A 17,029-nucleotide genomic window follows, 5' to 3' on the forward strand; every position below is an offset into this window, starting at 1 on the left:
AATACAGAAACCCTTATTTATGAAGTCTGCATCGTCATCATCGTCTGCCATTTTATTTGATCATCAAGCATTGCGCGATCAATTCCCGGCACTTAAACAGACCATTGGCGATCATCCTTTGTGCTACTTAGACACCGCAGCCACTAGCCAAAAACCGCAAGCGGTGATTGATGCGATGACCGAGTACTACCAACTCAACAACGCCAATGTGCACCGTGCGGCGCATCTATTGTCTGCGCGGGCAACTCAGCAATATGAAGCCGTTCGGCAACAAGTGGCTGAATTTATTCATGCCCCGCGTCAAGACGAAATCATTTTTACCCATGGCACCACAGAGTCGATCAATATGGTGGCCTACGGATTGACTTCGCAGATTAAAGCGAATGATGTGATATTAATCGATACCGCAGCCCACCACGCCAATATTGTTCCTTGGCAGGAACTGGCAAAGCGCACTGGCGCTGTGATCAAACCGATTCCGCTGACAATAGATGCGCAACTGGATATAGCCGCTTTTGATCAACTATTAAAGCTTAAGCCTAAACTAGTTGCCCTATGCCATGTGTCAAATGCACTAGGCACATTAAACCCAGTCAATGAGCTAGTCGCAAAAGCCAAAGCCGTGGGCGCGTTAACTTTAGTTGATGGCGCTCAGGCCATTGCCCATTTACCTGTTGATGTACAACAAATTGATTGTGACTTTTATGCGTTTTCAGGCCATAAAATGTATGGGCCAACGGGCGTGGGAATTTTATATGGTCGATATACTGAGCTCGATCAATTAACCCCAATGCTCACTGGCGGCGAGATGATCAAAACCGTGAGTTTTGAGCATACTGAGTTTGGTACGCTACCAAATCGCCTTGAAGCTGGCACGCCCGCTATCGCAGAGGTCATTGGCCTAGGGGCTGCCATTGGTTTTTTACAACAATTGCCTCGCGAGCAAATACTCGCACATGAACAACAATTGCTGCACTACTTACAGCAACAACTGCAACAGCTTGGCGCTATTGAGTTGTATGGTATTGCCAATAATAGTCACCCTGGTGATAGCCGATCTGATGATAAGCACTGCGCTGATGGTCAACGCCATAATATTGGTGCGGTGGCGTTTAATCTGCAAGGTGAACATCACCAAGATGTGGGGATTTTACTCGACCAACAAGCTGTGGCTGTTCGCTGTGGTCATCATTGCGCTATGCCATTGATGGCCAGCCTTAATTTAAGTGGCTGTTGCCGTGCTTCTATTGGCATCTATACTAATAAGCAAGATGTTGATCAATTTATTCATGCACTTAATACTGTAAAAGAGTTATTGTTATAGTATTAAGGTACAACACGCGGCTCCTGATGTATCTTTTCTCTACAACCGAGGTTATTTGAATTACCATGTTAAGTCCAAGCACCACACCTTCACCGCAGTTATTTTCGCCTTTATCGGATGAATTAGTTGAAGCCGTTAACCTCATTGAGCAAGCCAATAACTGGCAAGATAAATACCGTCAGATAATGTTATTGGGGAAATTATTACCACCACTCGCGCCGGAATTTAAACAGGCAGACGCACAAGTTAAAGGCTGTGAAAGCCAAGCATGGCTGTACCATTACACACTAAATGGCCAGCATTTTTATCTGGCCGATAGTGACGCCCGTATTGTAAAAGGCTTAACTGGATTGTTACTGGTCGCCTGCCAAGGTAAAACCACCGGGCAAATACAGCAATTTGATGTAAAACAGTATTTTGATCGTCTCGGATTAAGCGGCCAATTAAGTCCATCTCGTACCAATGGTTTAACTGCGTTAGCGCAAGCCATCGTTGCCTATACACAAGATGTTGGTACCTGAAACACCTGCCAACCCTAAGGAATAATAATGACCCAAAAAGTCTGTAACCAAGCTCGCCGTCATATCTTAAAAGGCCTTGGAGCAGCCACATTATTAAGCCCTTTAAGCTCATTTCCTGCATGGGCAGCTAAACCACGTCGTTTATACATTGATGGTTTATCATTTTTACCGACCGACATCAATGACGTTAAAGCCTCAAAACTCGACGCTTTTATCGCCGATATCTCGGCGATTGAAACCATTGAACAAGCTGATGGCACTAAAAATTACAAACGCACTTATGAAGCCTGCATCAACAGTATTACCCAAGCGGCTAATTCAGTAAAAGCCAATCCAGACGTGTATCTGCAAGGGCTTACAGGAACTGACATTAGTAAAGCTAAAACGCAGCAACAAACCGCGGTGTTTTTTCAAATTCAAGGCGCTGATTGTGTTGAAAATGACGGTTTAAGTAATGAATGGCAACAACTAGATAATTTGCATCAACAGGGTTTACGGGTACTGCAGCTGACACACCATTATGGTAATCGCTATGCCGGTGGTGCATTCGATAATAATGGCTTGAATAGTTTAAATACCCCATTAACCGCCGCTGGGCGTGAGCTCATAACAGAGCTTAATCGGAAAAACATTCTTATCGATGTGAGTCACTCAAGCGCCCAAACGGCCCTTGATGCAGTAAAAGCCAGCAAGTCTCCGGTAGTGCTAAGTCATGGTGCTGCGCGCGCTATTGTCAACAATGCCCGTTGTTCACCCGATGAAGTTATCCGTGCCATTGCCGATAACGGCGGAGTATTTGGGGTGTTCATGATGAGTTTTTGGCTCACCAACAAGCCAATTCCAACGATAGAAGACTACATAAAGCAACTTGCTTATATTTCTAAAGTGGGCGGCTTTGATTGCGTAGCCATCGCCAATGATTTCCCACTTCGTGGTCAAGAAAACCTATTAGCGTTAGATAACAATAATAGCGAAGGGATAAAAGAATATCTCCAATGGTGGCACACCTTAGAAGACAAAAATGTATTAGGTTTTGACGTTGAACCCAAGCATGTAGTGATCCCAGAATTCAACAGTATCGACCGCATGAGCCGCATCGACGATGCCTTAAAAAAAGCCCGTTTCAAATCTACCGATCGCGATCGTTTTATGGGTGAAAACTGGCAAAGAGTGCTTAAACAAGTGTTAGTGTAAATCTAATATTAAGTTACTTAAAAGCTGAACATTAAGCTCGGCTTTTAAGTGATTGATTTTAAATATGATAATCACCACATCAAATTTAGATTACCATTTATATACAGCACTAAAGCAGATCATTCTGATATTTATAAAAAATACTATTTTCAACAATATTTTTTATCTCTGCATTTAACTCTTTATCTGTTGGTTTACGATTTAATGCATCTTGCTGGTCAAAATAGTTAAATAATTCAATCCGAGTGTTTGAAGCTCTCTTCTGGCAAAAACGCTCCGACTCTACCCAAATAGTTGGACTGCCTCGAGCTGGAGAATCATACCAGTAACAATGAGTATAACCATTTATTCTGAGGTGTGAATCAAGCCAAAAACCATAAACACTACAAGTCAAAATCCAAGCAACTAATCCAAATCCGGCTGCTTTAACAAGCCAAATTTGCGTTTGAATTGTCAGTTTATTCACCAATCTCAGATACAGTAAATAACAAGATAAGATAAGAAATGGCACCACCCAAAAAGCGCCAATAGCAAAGCTTCTATGCCCGATATAAATAGCCTTTTCATGAACCTGTTTTAATATACCGTATTCTTCTATGAATCCTAAAAAAGTGCCATAAATACCCAGGAAACATAAAAAAATTAAGAATATGGCTAAGAATTTATACCTCTTTTTATCACTATATTCATCGTGAATAATATCTGAATTCTCACTCATTTTAGGCTTCCATGAAAATAAGGAATATTAAATAATTTATGTAAAAAGCGTATTGGGTCATTGTCATAATCATCGATTAAACGATTAGTCTCAGCGCTAAACTTATCCCCATCATTAATAAGATTTTTTTCAGCCAATAACAATGATTGACTTATTTTATCTGACCAATAATTAGTATCAATAAATAGATTAGTCACGAAAGCAAGAACTGCACCGACAACTACAATTACTACCATCGAACCAATTGTTAGCGTAGTAGCTAAACCAAATCCAACTATAAATGACCACGTAATCAATGAACTAGCAGAGACAACTGCAATATCAACGGCCATTCCGCCAACAAAATGATGCCAAGTTTTGGTATCATTCATCATTTGCTCTAAAGAGTAAAATGCACCAGAAATCAGTATGGTAAGAATACTCCCCTGAGTGATAGATTTTAAAGCACCCAATTTACCAATCCCCAATGAAATAACTTTGGGATTGTTAGCTAAATAACGACTACCGGTTAAATCTCTCCTCAAACGAGCATACCCTTGAAAAACAACGTAAGGTTGACCTGAATAGGTCACAGTCTTAAAAGCACTAAAGGCACTCCCACCTCGTTTCATCTCAATAGCCAGTGCACTCAGGGCTACCATATCTGTCATCAAGGGGATCAATCCACTGCCAGTTTTTATTTTAGCATTATGTTTATCCCAAAATTGCTTACCAATAGGCGAGGACTGTGAAATAACTATACCCAGATTTTCAACAGCATCAGCCCTAGTCATACCTTGTTGTTGTTTATGACTAATATAAAGCTCGATAAACTCAGCCGAGTTCATTTGTACCAATTGGTATTCATTTTCAGAAAGTGCTTTAGCAAGCTTTTTCTTTCTTTGATAATCATTGATCGCACGATTGGCATAAGCAGACATGTAATATCCTTATTATAATTAACTCCTTTAGAACGATATTGTATCTTAGATTAGGTAAAGTTTAATCTACCCCAAATAGCTAGTTAAACTAAACAATATACCTCATATAATGTGCTGAGAATTGTCTCTAAATGAAAGTCTATCACTCAGTAACTTCATAACGGTTATAGTTGCGATGCCATAAAACTAAAAGGGCTGATGTTATATAGCACATCAGCCCTTTTATTATTCTCAATTTAATTGTCGATTTAGTGCCGTTTAAATCCCTGCACCAGCAATTTCTCTTGGCGGATTAAGCACATCAATCGCTTTTAAGTAAGCTAATAAACCATGTACCTGAGTATCAAGATCACCTTTGCTGGTATCTATGGTTAACTCTGCTGATTCAGGCACTTCGTAAGGTGATGAAATACCGGTAAAGTTAGTGATCTCTCCCTTGCGAGCTTTAGCGTACAAGCCTTTCGGGTCTCGCGATTCACACACACTCAATGGTGTAGACACATGGACTTCAACAAACTGACCTTGTGGGAATAATGCCCGGACGCGATCACGTTCTTCACGGGTTGGCGAGATAAATGCAGACAGCACCACTAAGCCAGAATCAACCATTAACTTAGCCACTTCGCCAACACGACGTAAGTTCTCATCGCGATCGTCAAGGCTAAAGCCTAAGTCTTTACATAGACCATGTCGAACGTTATCACCATCAAGTAAATAGGTATGAAAACCATGCTCAAATAACGCCCGTTCTAATGCACCGGCAAGGGTTGATTTACCCGAGCCTGATAATCCCGTAAACCATAACAATACTGGGTTTTGGCCTTTTTGGGCGCCACGGGCAGCTTGGTCAATGGCATGTTGATGCCAAACAATATTACTCATCACTACTCCTATCGAATGGTTATTACACCACACTAAAATTCTTTGTTAAAACGGGAAGAAATACGGGATCGAAAAAATAACCACTAATGAATATACGATGGATAACGGTAAACCTAAGCGGATAAAATCGCTTAATTTATAGTTACCGGCATTAAATACCATGAGATTAGTTTGATAGCCGTAAGGCGAAATAAAACTCGCGCTTGCGCCAAATACCACCGCCATAATAAACGGCCGAGGATCGACGCCAAAACTGGTCGCGACCGCATAAGCGACCGGGAAGGCAAGTGCTGCAGCGGCGTTGTTGGTTATCAGCTCAGTGACAATTAACGTAATCAGGTAAATTCCAACAAAGGCGGCAAACACACCATAACCATTAAACACACTCAATAAAGTTTGTGCCATGACGTCTGCTAAGCCGGTTGCGACCATTAAGTTAGCTAAGCCTAAGGCACTGCCTACAATCACCACTAGTTCTAGCGGGAAGCGACGTTTAAGCTCACTTAAGGTTATCGCGCCAATCGCCACGTAGCTGAGTAATAATAAAACTAAGCCTTTGGCTAATGGTAATAGCTCAAAAATGCTCGCCAAAATGGTTAGTGCAAACCCAACAAGTACCCAGTTACCGCGTTTTTCATCTAAACGCACGCTTAAGTCTAAGCCGCTAACGGCAGCAAAGTCGCTGGTTAAATTAGGGCACTTAGAAAAACGATCGCCTGGCGTGAGCAGTAACACATCACCGGGTTGTAAAACCACATCGCCGAGTCCACCTTTTAACGGTATATGACCACGACGAATAGCCATCACGGCTGCATCAAAGACTTCACGAAAGCGCGAATCTTTTAAGGTTGTGCCAACCAAACTTGATGATGGCGCTAATACCGCTTCAACCAAATTTTGGCCTTTAGCATGCTGCTTACCAAACCACTCTAAACCATCAAACTGATGCAATAACTCAACCGACTCAACCGCCCCACTAAAACGCAAAACGTCATCGGCTTGCAGCACCATTTGTGGTGGCACAGGGCAAATACGTATACCGCTGCGTTCTAATTCAACTAAGTAGAGTTTTTTAAGTGCGCGCAAACGGTTATCAATAACACTTTTACCCACTAAAGTAGAGGTTTTAGCAACATGAGCTTCCAATAGATAAGGCAATGCTTCATCTTCGGACTCTTCACGCCTATCGGGTAAAAAATTAGCCATAATGGTCAACACCACTAGACCACTTATGACAACTAATGCACCAACTTGTGAGAACTCAAAAAATCCCAGAGGTTCAAGGCCAGCATTTTCAACAAATGAGTTAACAATCAAATTGGTAGAAGTACCAATGAGCGTAAGCGTGCCACCGAGGATTGCAGCATAGTTTAGTGGCAGTAATAACTTAGAAGGAGCATGCGCTTGATTACGGCGCACAACACCAATTAACGAAGCCACAACAGCTGTGTTATTGGTAAACGACGACAACAACGCCGTCGATATACCTAATTTAGCCAGGGTAGAAAATAACGAGCCTTTCCCTATCACTTGGCTTAATTTGCCCAGTAATGAGGTTTTCTCGAGTGCTGTGGCAGCCAGCACCAACAGCACTAAAGTAATTAGTCCGTTATTAGTAAAGCTGCCAAGCGCTACATTTAAGTCAACTAGTCCGAGGATATAACAAAGTAATGAAGCGAAAAAAAACATGGCGGCCGGTTTTGCAAGCCCAGCAAGAAGCCCACCGACCAGTGCTAACAAGATAATCGCTAACAACCATATTTCGCTCATTATTTATTTTCCAAGTACGCTAATATCACGAGCATTCCAATGCGGAAAATGCTTACGCACTAACGTATTAAACTCGACTTCAAATGCACTAAACTCAGTGTTGGTTTGCTTATCGCCTTGATGTCCACTGACAACCATAGCCGCTGCTACGGTAGCATTAGATAATCTGTCGATTAAAATCATGCCGCCAGTATCACGCACCAAGCTGTAAGCGTCTAACACAATCGATTCAGTTAAATCTAACTTAACTCGGGCAATGGTATTTAAACTTAATGAGCTTGCTGCACTGCGCTCAAGCGTGTTCACGTCAGTAATGTATTCAATTTCGCTCACGACGGCTTGAGTTTTCTTACCCGCGACTTTCACATCATATAATTGACCGATCTGTAATGGCTTTTCATCCATCCACACCATATCGGCAACAATATGGTTAGCAACTTCTGGTGCAGTTATAGGGTGAGCCAATAAATCACCACGTGAAATATCAATCTCATCTTCAAGGGTAATCGTAATAGCTTGGCCTGCTACAGCTTCTTGCAAATCACCATCAAATGTCACAATACGCTCGATTTTACTGCGTTTGCCTGATGGCAATGCAACTAATTCATCGCCCACTTTAATGATACCTGACGCTAATGTGCCAGAGAAACCACGAAAATCTAAGTTAGGACGTAATACGTATTGCACTGGGAAACGAACGGGTAGATCGCTCAGTTCACGCTGGGTATCGATCGTTTCAAGTAACTCAAGTAATGTGCCACCTTGATACCAATCACACTGCGTACTGCGGTTAACCACGTTGTCGCCATTTAAAGCAGATAACGGTACATAGTGAATATCTAAATCACCAAAATCTTTAACAAATTCAGTGAAGTCAGCTTGAATTTTTTCAAATACAGTTTGATCAAAACCGACCAAATCCATTTTATTCACAGCAACAACAAAGTGACGTAAACCTAGTAACGATGCGATAAAGGCATGGCGTTTAGTTTGGGTTTGGACACCATAACGTGCATCAACCAAAATAACCGCTAAGTCACAGGTAGATGCGCCCGTTGCCATGTTACGAGTATATTGTTCATGACCTGGAGTATCAGCAATGATGAACTTACGTTTTTCACTGGAGAAATAACGATACGCCACGTCGATAGTAATACCTTGCTCACGTTCAGCTTGTAAACCATCGACCAATAACGCGAGATCAATGGCTTCACCAGTAGTGCCCATCTTCGCGCTGTCACTTTTTAGACTCGCTAACTGATCTTCATAAATTTGCGCACTGTCATGCAGTAAACGACCAATTAAGGTACTTTTACCATCATCAACACTGCCACAAGTTAAAAAACGCAGTAAGCCTTTGTTTTGTTGTAAGGCTAAATATTCTTTTACACCGTGCAGCTGGATCTCTGCTGCCATACGGTCGGTATTGATTTTTGCTTGGTCCATAATCTTTCTCACTCAAATTCATTCGCATGCTGGGTTGATAAAACAACCATGTTCAATTGTTTAGAAATAGCCTTGACGCTTTTTCTGCTCCATTGACGCACTTTGGTCAGAATCAATTAAGCGACCTTGACGTTCACTTGAACGAGTTAATAGCATCTCTTCAATAATTTTTTCTAAGGTGTCAGCTTCTGAAGGCATCGCCGCAGTTAGCGGATAACAACCTAAGGTTCTGAAACGAACCCGTTCAACCGATTCAACATCACCTTCTTCAATAGGCATACGGTCATCATCTTTCATGATTAGCTGACCACCTTTGTTTACTACGGTGCGTTGTGCAGCAAAATATAACGGCACAATCTCAATACTTTCTTGATAGATGTACTGCCAAATATCGAGCTCAGTCCAGTTAGATAAAGGGAACACTCGAATGCTCTCGCCTTTATTGACCGCGCCATTATAAGTGCGCCACAACTCTGGACGTTGGTTTTTAGGATCCCAACGGTGGTGTTTATCACGGAACGAATATACCCGTTCTTTGGCACGAGACTTTTCTTCGTCACGTCGCGCACCACCAAAAGCAGCATCAAAACCATATTGATTTAAGGCTTGCTTTAAACTTTGTGTTTTCATAATGTCAGTGTGCTTGGCACTGCCATGAGTGAATGGGCCAACACCTTGTTCAACACCTTCCTGATTGGTATGAGTCAGTAACTCAAAACCAAACGCTTTAGCTTGCGCATCACGAAAGGCTATCATCTCTTTAAATTTCCAACCCGTATCGACATGTAATAACGGAAATGGAATTTTACCCGGGTAAAAAGCTTTGCGCGCTAGATGCAGCATCACCGATGAATCTTTACCTATCGAATACATCATGACAGGATTACCAAACTCAGCTGCTACTTCACGGATAATCTGGATGCTTTCGGCTTCCAGTTGTTGTAAATGGCTTAACGAACGGCCTGCCATGATGATTCTCCATTACCTAATATTGCTGCAGAGCAGCGGGTTAAATTATTCGACTACAGCGCTTTCGCGACTGTGTCTAAATCTGTTTTTTGTTGCGCAGTGACGGGATCAAACCAATTTAAGCTGTCAGCTAATTCAACAACCTCACCAATAATCATCAGCGCAGGCATCTGTAAAGCAGGATCTGCGGCTAATTGAGCCAGCTCACCTAACTTACCAATAAACCGCTGTTGTGATGAGGTAGTCGCGTTAGACACAATCGCCACTGGCGTATCAGCACTTCGGCCGGCGTTGATTAAACCATCACTAATAATATTGGCATTTAATATGCCCATATACACCACTAAAGTATTGTTGGAATTAGCATAACCCTGCCAATCCATAGGGCGACTCGCTAACTGGCAATGACCAGTAATAAACGTGACACCTTGAGCATAATCACGATGCGTTAACGGAATACCTGCATAAGCGGAAGTGCCACTGGCAGCGGTAATTCCAGGCACTACTTCAAAAGTAATACCGGCTGCAACTAAGGTTTGTAACTCTTCACCACCACGACCAAAAATAAACGGATCGCCGCCTTTTAAACGCACCACATTTTTACGGGTAAATGCTTTAGTCACTAATAGCTGATTAATTTCATCTTGAGCAGCGCTGTGTTTACCTGCGCGCTTACCCACAGCAATTTTTTCAGCGTTGCTGGGGATCAAATCTAAAATATCTTGGCTGACTAATGCGTCATATAACACCGCATCAGCATGCTTAAGAATGCGATAGGCTTTTAGTGTTAGCAGCTCAACGTCGCCTGGACCGGCGCCGACTAACCACACTTTGCCTTTGGCTTTTTGCCCTGGCATAGAGACTAACTCCATCACATTTACCTCAAGATATTTGACCATGTTCAAATATAGCGTTTTCTATATTCCATATACAATAGTTAATAGTTAGTTTTTATAACTAAATAGAATATGAGGCGGTTTGTTCGCAATTTAATCTATTTGACATGCTAATACGTATAGAATCCGCCGTTGAAATGAAAAGAATTGTTAACTTAATTCGACAAAGCTCTGCCAATTGATAACAATGAGCACTGAAAAATACTGAAACTAAGAATTACACTAAAATTAAACCTATAATTATGCTTATGGATGATGCAATGATAAAAAGCACTCAATATCTTGGACTCTCGTTATTATTACTTGGCTATAGTACCCTCGCCCTTGCAGAAGACTCCTTAGTCGATGAACGTGTAAAAGGAGAACTCGCAACATCTGAAAAGCCGTTTGTGATCACGCCACACAAAGCTAATTATCTGCTTCCAGTAACCTATCAAACCAGAACCAACGCATTACCCTTTGAAGTTAAATACCCAGACGAAGATTTCGCAATCGATAATCTAGAAGCAAAATTCCAAATCAGTTTTAAGTTTCCAGTTTGGTACAATGTTTTTGGTGATAATGGCCATTTGTTCTTTGCCTACACCAACCAATCGTATTGGCAAGTCTACAACGAAGAAGCTTCATCTCCGTTTCGTGAAACCACACATGAACCTGAAGTGTTTATGTTATTCAATAATGATTGGAAAATTGGTGGTTTTACCAACTCATTTTTAGGGTTTGGTGCTGTGCATCAGTCTAATGGTCAAACCAACCAATTATCACGCAGTTGGAACCGAATATACGGCAGTGCTGTATTCGACCGTGGCCCTTTCGCACTCGGACTTAGAGTGTGGTGGCGTATCCCTGAAGATGAAAAAGAAGATATTAATTCAGCTAAAGGCGATGACAATCCAGATATCGACAGTTACATGGGTAACTTCGAACTGACTGGAGTGTACGGTTTAAATGAGCATCGCTTTACCATGCTACTGCGTAACAACTTACGCGATACCAATCGCGGTGCAGTTGAATTTACCTGGAGCTACCCGATTATTGGTACTTTACGTGTTTATACTCAATATTTTAATGGTTACGGTGAAAGCTTAATTGATTATGACCATCATAATCAGCGTATTGGTATTGGTATTGCGTTAAATGACATTCTGTAAGCTAGATAATTAATGTCTTTAATTCATTAACATCGACAATTAGCTGTAATCGATTAACGCAACAATAGAATGTACAAGACATAAAAAAGGTGACCATTTGGTCACCTTTTTAGTTTCATTAATGTCGTATTAGCACAGTAACGTTAATGAAATTATTTAGCACTCGCTTTAGAATTTACTTTAGAACCAATTACTAAGCCCTTATCTGTAAAGTCTACCGACATCTGTAAACGCATGTCGTAGTCTTTTAACATCAGCAATTCTTCTGGCATTGGTTCGCCACTCATTTCTGCCATATCGACTAATGGAGCAAACATTTTTTGGTAATCGACAGACAAGTCAAAGAAACCATTAGATTCAAGTGGTTGCTTATACATCAAATCAGCTAACTCAGTACCTCTGTCGCCAGTATAAGCAACTAAATGACTACCTTTGATGGCTAATTTTGCACTAACCCCAAATTCAGGTGGCAACATTAACATTGGAGTTATATCGACTGGATCGCCATTATCTTTCAAGTCCACTTCTGCAAGCGGTGGATAAAACGGCTTCATCATATCCACTAACATCATCGGTTTTTCAGCCGACACGCTTATTAATGCATCTAGTTTTTCGAAACTAGCTTGGCCATTCTTCTCTGTTAACTTGTAATCCGCTAGTGTCACACTAATGCCTTTAACGCCATTAGCCATCCCCGTCATCATGCCAAGCATTGCTGGATTTAACTCGCTTAATTCTGATTGCATTTGAGCCAATGCAGCACATTGATATTGCGGTGTTTGTAAATCTTTCCACACTTCGTTCAATGCTGGTGCGAGTTGATTAACATCAATACCGAGTGAAAGTGATAAAATATTATCATGACCATTACTGGCAAATGATGGCACAAAGCCACGCATTTTATTCAATGCAGACAAAATCACCTGGTTATTACTTTCAAGCACAACAGCAGCATCAATGGTACTTTCTTCACGAGTGATAGAGTATGAATTTAACCCCATTACACTGCGCGGCCAGTTAGCAGCAATGGCACTTAATTCAGTTTGACACACGAGTGTTTTCATTTCAGCAAAAGGATCTTCACCCTGAATCTCAATCATTTTGGTCATTTGCTTGGCCAGCATATTACCGTCAGTCGACGTTAACCCTTTAACCAATTCAACATGATTAATAAAGCTAATACTGTCTTGCATAAAACCATGAGTATTAGCGATGTCTTGCAACAGGGTGGTTTCGCTAATTGGATGCTCAACTTTCTTTTCACCCAAGGCGGTTTCAAGCAATTCAGGTTGATTAAATGACGTATTCAAGGTCACAGTTAACCAGCCATCTTTAACAGAAAATACAATCTCAGCGTGCTCTTTCTCATCAACATCAGTCAATGTATAACCGCGATATTCAACAGTTCCAGATTTGCCCATAGTATGAGTTAAGCCACTTTCCTGCTCGGCGCGATCTAATTCCGCCCAAAATGCTGCAGGATTGCTGATCTCAACTTTCATGACCGGCAATGCACCCAAGGTATAAAAATAACTCTTAATTAAATCAGGTAAGCCGTAGGTGGATAGTAAGGTTTCAGGCTCAGGCAACACGGTCATGTATTGCTTGTATAAACTGATAAAAAAGCGCTCTTGAGCTGATGAACTATCATCTAGCGACAGCATTTTATCCAGATCATAAGCTTGATAATTACCTGCAATGCTATACAGATAATCTTTTAACGGAAATGGAACTAACTGCCCAGAAAACGCTAATGTATCAGCTGGAATATAGTCCAACATAGGATCATTTTTAACGACTGACGTCCCTTGTTGCGACAGAAAATATCCACCAGCACCAACAGCTAATACCACAGCAGCAATTGCCATCTTATTCATCTATAAACTCCAATTTATATTATTGTTAACTCTTCCTTGAAATGAGTTAGCGTTTAAACATTTATCATCTTTTTGGGATAAGCATTATCGATTACACCGATAAACTGCGGATTAATTTAGCATTAAATGTTAATAAGCGCATTAGATGTTACCTTTTGGGGGATATTTATCCTGAAAACTGCACTTGTAAAAAACCAATACGCCAAAAAGACAGCTTATTATCTAACGAGTTTTGAGAGGGAATTTGACGAGAGTAAAGTGAAAATCAAAAAGCATTAAGCTGGAAATAATTCAAACATCTGATCTCCCGATAACTCAAACCGCTGAGTTATCGGGAACAATCAAACAGATTGCTTATACGCTAACAAGTCAATCAATGTGCTCGAGGATGCGAGCGAAGCTTTTGAAGGTACGTGGATTGCAAAAACAATCCCAAAACGTCAACAAAAACCGTCTACGGGAACTTCTAAATCTAGACTATTATCGGCACTGATGCATGAAAATTTAAATAAAATTTAATTATTTTCAATTTACACATAAAACCAGTAGCTCAATTCAATGCACAACTAATTATTTAGGAGGACAAACCAACCTCAACCTGCCCTTGTTAATTATAACGTTGCAATGTCTGACAACATGCTAACAAACAGGCTTAGTGATAATTTGGCTGCATGATATTACAAACCGATGAGATAAAAGCAGTTTATCTCATAATTCAAACTTATGAATGACAAGAATAAAACAAATTAATGAAAAAGAACAACGTCGAATTTAAGACAAAATAGAGGCTGATACGGTAGATAATGAAAGCCTTAAAATGCATTCATCCGCAATAAATTGCGGATGAATGGAGTACATTATCTAACACCACTTCACAACTAGATATCGAAGTGCAAACCACATTCTCGTTGTAAGCCATTAAAACGGGTTTCTTCTTCAGACATACCTAACTCAAGTGGTTTGCTTGAGTGAGTATCACCTACCGACACATAACCTTGTTCCCATAATGGGTGATAGGGCAAGTCATGTTCCGTTAAGTACATGTGCACGTCTTTGTTGCTCCACTCAATGATGGGTAACAATTTAAAACGTTTGCCACTAATGGCTAAAATCGGCAATGCTTCACGGGTACTAGACTGACTGCGACGCAAGCCTGCAAACCAAGTACCGACATTCAATTCAGCTAATGCACGCTGCATAGGCTCAACTTTATTGATGCGGTTATACTTTTCTAGGCCATCAATTCCCTGCTCCCACAGTTTACCAAAACGCGCTTCTTGCCACGCTTGGGTTTGACCCGCTTGGTACACTTTAAGATTCAGGCTTAAACGCTCGGTTAACTGATCAATAAATTGATAGGTCTCAGCAAACAAATAGCCAGTGTCGGTTAAAATAACCGGAATATCGCTTTGCGCTTGAGTCACCATGTGCAACATCACCGCGCCTTGAATACCAAAGCTAGACGATAACGCATGATCGCCCGGTAAATATGCTAGACCCCAAGCCACTCGTTGTTGCGCCGTTAAGCCTGCTAAAAACAGGTTAATGTTTTCAAGCGCTGCGATTTGCTCAGCTTTAGGCGCTAACAATAACGCCTGCAGTTGAGCGGGAGTAACTGAATGATCGACGGCCGCGTCAGTTGACGCAGTCGTTACCACTTCATTAGGCATGAAAATCCTTAGCGGCGTCTATAACCGCCTTCACTACGCCAATACGTACAGTGAAGTTACCAAAGGTTTCGCCCGCATCGCGCTCTGTGGCGTAGCGACCAAATAAGGTATCCAATTCAGCTAAAATTTCAGCTTCTTGAATGTTTTCTTTATGCATTTTATTTAAACGCGTGCCTTCAAAGCTGGCGCCTAAATACAAGTTATAACGCCCAGGTGCTTTACCCACTAAACCAATTTCAGCTGCAAATGGACGAGCACAACCGTTTGGACAACCGGTCATACGCACTACAATTGATTGCTCGCTAATGCCGTGTTTAGCCTGTAATGCATCGATGTGATCAATAAACTCAGGGAAGTAACGCTCAGCTTCAGCCATCGCTAATGGGCACGTTGGTAATGCCACACAGGCAATTGAATGACCGCGAGTACCGCTTAGCACTTGGCCTAATAAGCCGTGCTTACGCGCTAAACCTTCGATCTCAGCTTTATCTTGTGCAGCAACACCGGCAATAATCATGTTCTGATTAGATGTCATACGGAAATCGCCTTTATGGATTTTGGCAATTTCACGTAGACCAGTTTGCAAGGTTTGACCTGGCATATCTTTAATACGGCCACTTTCAATAAATAGCGTTAAGTGGAACTTATTGTCGATACCTTCAACCCAACCATAACGGTCGCCGCGATCGCCAATGATCACCTCACGCTTAGGTGCAAATTTAACCCCAGCACGTTTTTCAACTTCGGCTTTAAATGCATCAAGACCATGGTCAACAATGGTGTACTTTAAACGCGCACGTTTACGCACAACACGATTACCCCAGTCACGTTGAACCGTCATTACCGCTTCGGCAAACTTGGTGACGTCATCCGTTTTAATAAAGCCCAAGTCGTCAGCTAAACGTGGGAAAGTTTCAACTTCACCGTGGGTAGAACCCATACCGCCACCCGCAACCAGGTTAAAGCCAATTAACTCGCCAGCTTCTGCTACCGCAATAAAACCAAGGTCGTTGGTATACACGTCTACATCGTTATGTGGCGGAACCGCAACAGCCATTTTAAATTTACGTGGCAAATAGGTTTTGCCGTAAACCGGTTCAACCGTTTCGGTGCCTAATAATTTTTCTTCATCTAACCAAATCTCAGCATAAGCGCGAGTGTGTGGTAATAGATGATCAGATAAATGCTTTGCAACCGCATAAGCCTGCGCATGTAACTTAGATTCAACCGGGTTTGGATTACACATCACGTTACGGTTTACGTCACCACAAGCGGCAATAGAATCAAGGGCGGCGCGATCAAGACCTTGGATCAAGGTTTTTAGATTACGCTTAGGAATGCCGTGGTATTGAAACGTTTGACGCGTGGTTAAACGAATGCTGTTTGAGGTGGTCAGCGTAGATGAAATTTTATCCACTTCTAACCACTGCTCAGGAGTACAAATACCACCAGGTACACGGGCTCGTAGCATGAAACTATGCAGTGGCTCTAGCTTTTGCTCTTTACGTTCATTACGTAAATCACGATCGTCTTGCTGATAAAAACCGTGGAATTTGATCAACTGCTGATCGCCATCGCTAAACGATCCTGTCACTTGGGTATCTAAACCCTCTTTGATATCGCCGCGCAAATAATCACTGTCGATTTTTAAGTATTCGTTTAACGCTAACTTTTGCTCACTCATGGCCTGG

Annotated in this window: 14 protein-coding genes; 4 read left to right on the forward strand and 10 right to left on the reverse strand. The window is 41.6% G+C overall.

What is annotated here, in order from left to right:
• Positions 1 to 19 precede the first annotated feature (19 nt).
• From CXF88_RS06340 to CXF88_RS06350, 3 genes are all read left to right on the forward strand, one after another.
• The gene (locus CXF88_RS06340) at positions 20 to 1,324 is read left to right on the forward strand and encodes a cysteine desulfurase (protein WP_101086062.1); all 1,305 of its coding nucleotides are present in this window, start codon (positions 20 to 22) and stop codon (positions 1,322 to 1,324) included.
• 65 nt (positions 1,325 to 1,389) lie between these two features.
• Positions 1,390 to 1,845 (forward strand): SufE family protein, encoded by a 456-nt coding sequence (locus CXF88_RS06345; protein WP_101086063.1) that lies wholly within the window; start codon positions 1,390 to 1,392, stop codon positions 1,843 to 1,845.
• A gap of 27 nt (positions 1,846 to 1,872) precedes the next feature.
• On the forward strand, positions 1,873 to 3,039 hold the full coding sequence (locus CXF88_RS06350) for a membrane dipeptidase (protein ID WP_101086064.1): 1,167 nt from the start codon (positions 1,873 to 1,875) through the stop codon (positions 3,037 to 3,039).
• A 109-nt stretch (positions 3,040 to 3,148) separates the two neighbouring features.
• Here CXF88_RS06350 and CXF88_RS06355 read toward each other — a convergent pair whose 3' ends face one another.
• The 7 genes from CXF88_RS06355 to cobA form a co-directional block, all read right to left on the reverse strand.
• Complete coding sequence (locus CXF88_RS06355; RefSeq protein ID WP_101086065.1) at positions 3,149 to 3,757, reverse strand: hypothetical protein; 609 nt, start codon at positions 3,755 to 3,757, stop codon at positions 3,149 to 3,151.
• On the reverse strand, positions 3,754 to 4,677 hold the full coding sequence (locus CXF88_RS06360) for a hypothetical protein (RefSeq protein WP_101086066.1): 924 nt from the start codon (positions 4,675 to 4,677) through the stop codon (positions 3,754 to 3,756). The genes CXF88_RS06355 and CXF88_RS06360 overlap by 4 nt, the downstream gene beginning before the upstream one ends.
• 258 nt (positions 4,678 to 4,935) lie before the next feature.
• Positions 4,936 to 5,559 carry an adenylyl-sulfate kinase gene (cysC, locus tag CXF88_RS06365; RefSeq protein WP_101086067.1) on the reverse strand — a complete coding sequence of 208 codons (624 nt, stop codon included), beginning with the start codon at positions 5,557 to 5,559 and terminating at the stop codon, positions 4,936 to 4,938.
• A gap of 45 nt (positions 5,560 to 5,604) precedes the next feature.
• Positions 5,605 to 7,329, reverse strand: a complete 1,725-nt coding sequence (locus CXF88_RS06370) for an SLC13 family permease (RefSeq protein ID WP_101086068.1) — start codon at positions 7,327 to 7,329, stop codon at positions 5,605 to 5,607.
• Between the two features lie 3 nt (positions 7,330 to 7,332).
• The gene (gene cysN / locus CXF88_RS06375) at positions 7,333 to 8,775 is read right to left on the reverse strand and encodes a sulfate adenylyltransferase subunit CysN (protein ID WP_101086069.1); all 1,443 of its coding nucleotides are present in this window, start codon (positions 8,773 to 8,775) and stop codon (positions 7,333 to 7,335) included.
• 60 nt (positions 8,776 to 8,835) lie between these two features.
• The gene (gene cysD / locus CXF88_RS06380) at positions 8,836 to 9,744 is read right to left on the reverse strand and encodes a sulfate adenylyltransferase subunit CysD (protein ID WP_101086070.1); all 909 of its coding nucleotides are present in this window, start codon (positions 9,742 to 9,744) and stop codon (positions 8,836 to 8,838) included.
• 53 nt (positions 9,745 to 9,797) lie between these two features.
• Positions 9,798 to 10,616: a uroporphyrinogen-III C-methyltransferase gene (gene cobA / locus CXF88_RS06385; protein ID WP_101086071.1), complete on the reverse strand. Its 819-nt coding sequence runs from the start codon at positions 10,614 to 10,616 to the stop codon at positions 9,798 to 9,800.
• 284 nt (positions 10,617 to 10,900) lie between these two features.
• Between cobA and CXF88_RS06390 the strand changes: the two genes are divergently transcribed.
• Positions 10,901 to 11,791 carry a phospholipase A gene (locus CXF88_RS06390; RefSeq protein ID WP_242445105.1) on the forward strand — a complete coding sequence of 297 codons (891 nt, stop codon included), beginning with the start codon at positions 10,901 to 10,903 and terminating at the stop codon, positions 11,789 to 11,791.
• A gap of 152 nt (positions 11,792 to 11,943) precedes the next feature.
• Here CXF88_RS06390 and CXF88_RS06395 read toward each other — a convergent pair whose 3' ends face one another.
• The 3 genes from CXF88_RS06395 to cysI all read right to left on the reverse strand — a co-directional run bounded on the left by CXF88_RS06395 (position 11,944) and on the right by cysI (position 17,022).
• Entirely contained in the window at positions 11,944 to 13,668 is a 1,725-nt protein-coding gene (locus CXF88_RS06395) for a hypothetical protein (RefSeq protein WP_101086073.1), read from the reverse strand.
• An 878-nt stretch (positions 13,669 to 14,546) separates the two neighbouring features.
• Positions 14,547 to 15,338: a phosphoadenylyl-sulfate reductase gene (locus tag CXF88_RS06400; RefSeq protein WP_101086074.1), complete on the reverse strand. Its 792-nt coding sequence runs from the start codon at positions 15,336 to 15,338 to the stop codon at positions 14,547 to 14,549.
• The gene (gene cysI, locus CXF88_RS06405; RefSeq protein WP_101086075.1) at positions 15,331 to 17,022 is read right to left on the reverse strand and encodes an assimilatory sulfite reductase (NADPH) hemoprotein subunit; all 1,692 of its coding nucleotides are present in this window, start codon (positions 17,020 to 17,022) and stop codon (positions 15,331 to 15,333) included. The genes CXF88_RS06400 and cysI overlap by 8 nt, the downstream gene beginning before the upstream one ends.
• Positions 17,023 to 17,029 lie beyond the last annotated feature (7 nt).

This window comes from Shewanella sp. ALD9 (assembly GCF_002836315.1).
GTDB lineage: Bacteria > Pseudomonadota > Gammaproteobacteria > Enterobacterales > Shewanellaceae > Shewanella.

Bases quoted from the DNA above. Each gene is read 5' to 3' on its own strand.
- CXF88_RS06340 (WP_101086062.1), top strand. From the start codon at position 20: ATGAAGTCTGCATCGTCATCATCGTCTGCCATTTTATTTGATCATCAA.
- CXF88_RS06345 (WP_101086063.1), top strand. From the start codon at position 1,390: ATGTTAAGTCCAAGCACCACACCTTCACCGCAGTTATTTTCGCCTTTA.
- CXF88_RS06350 (WP_101086064.1), top strand. From the start codon at position 1,873: ATGACCCAAAAAGTCTGTAACCAAGCTCGCCGTCATATCTTAAAAGGC.
- CXF88_RS06355 (WP_101086065.1), bottom strand. From the start codon at position 3,757: ATGAGTGAGAATTCAGATATTATTCACGATGAATATAGTGATAAAAAG.
- CXF88_RS06360 (WP_101086066.1), bottom strand. From the start codon at position 4,677: ATGTCTGCTTATGCCAATCGTGCGATCAATGATTATCAAAGAAAGAAA.
- cysC (WP_101086067.1), bottom strand. From the start codon at position 5,559: ATGAGTAATATTGTTTGGCATCAACATGCCATTGACCAAGCTGCCCGT.
- CXF88_RS06370 (WP_101086068.1), bottom strand. From the start codon at position 7,329: ATGAGCGAAATATGGTTGTTAGCGATTATCTTGTTAGCACTGGTCGGT.
- cysN (WP_101086069.1), bottom strand. From the start codon at position 8,775: ATGGACCAAGCAAAAATCAATACCGACCGTATGGCAGCAGAGATCCAG.
- cysD (WP_101086070.1), bottom strand. From the start codon at position 9,744: ATGGCAGGCCGTTCGTTAAGCCATTTACAACAACTGGAAGCCGAAAGC.
- cobA (WP_101086071.1), bottom strand. From the start codon at position 10,616: ATGGAGTTAGTCTCTATGCCAGGGCAAAAAGCCAAAGGCAAAGTGTGG.
- CXF88_RS06390 (WP_242445105.1), top strand. From the start codon at position 10,901: ATGATAAAAAGCACTCAATATCTTGGACTCTCGTTATTATTACTTGGC.
- CXF88_RS06395 (WP_101086073.1), bottom strand. From the start codon at position 13,668: ATGAATAAGATGGCAATTGCTGCTGTGGTATTAGCTGTTGGTGCTGGT.
- CXF88_RS06400 (WP_101086074.1), bottom strand. From the start codon at position 15,338: ATGCCTAATGAAGTGGTAACGACTGCGTCAACTGACGCGGCCGTCGAT.
- cysI (WP_101086075.1), bottom strand. From the start codon at position 17,022: ATGAGTGAGCAAAAGTTAGCGTTAAACGAATACTTAAAAATCGACAGT.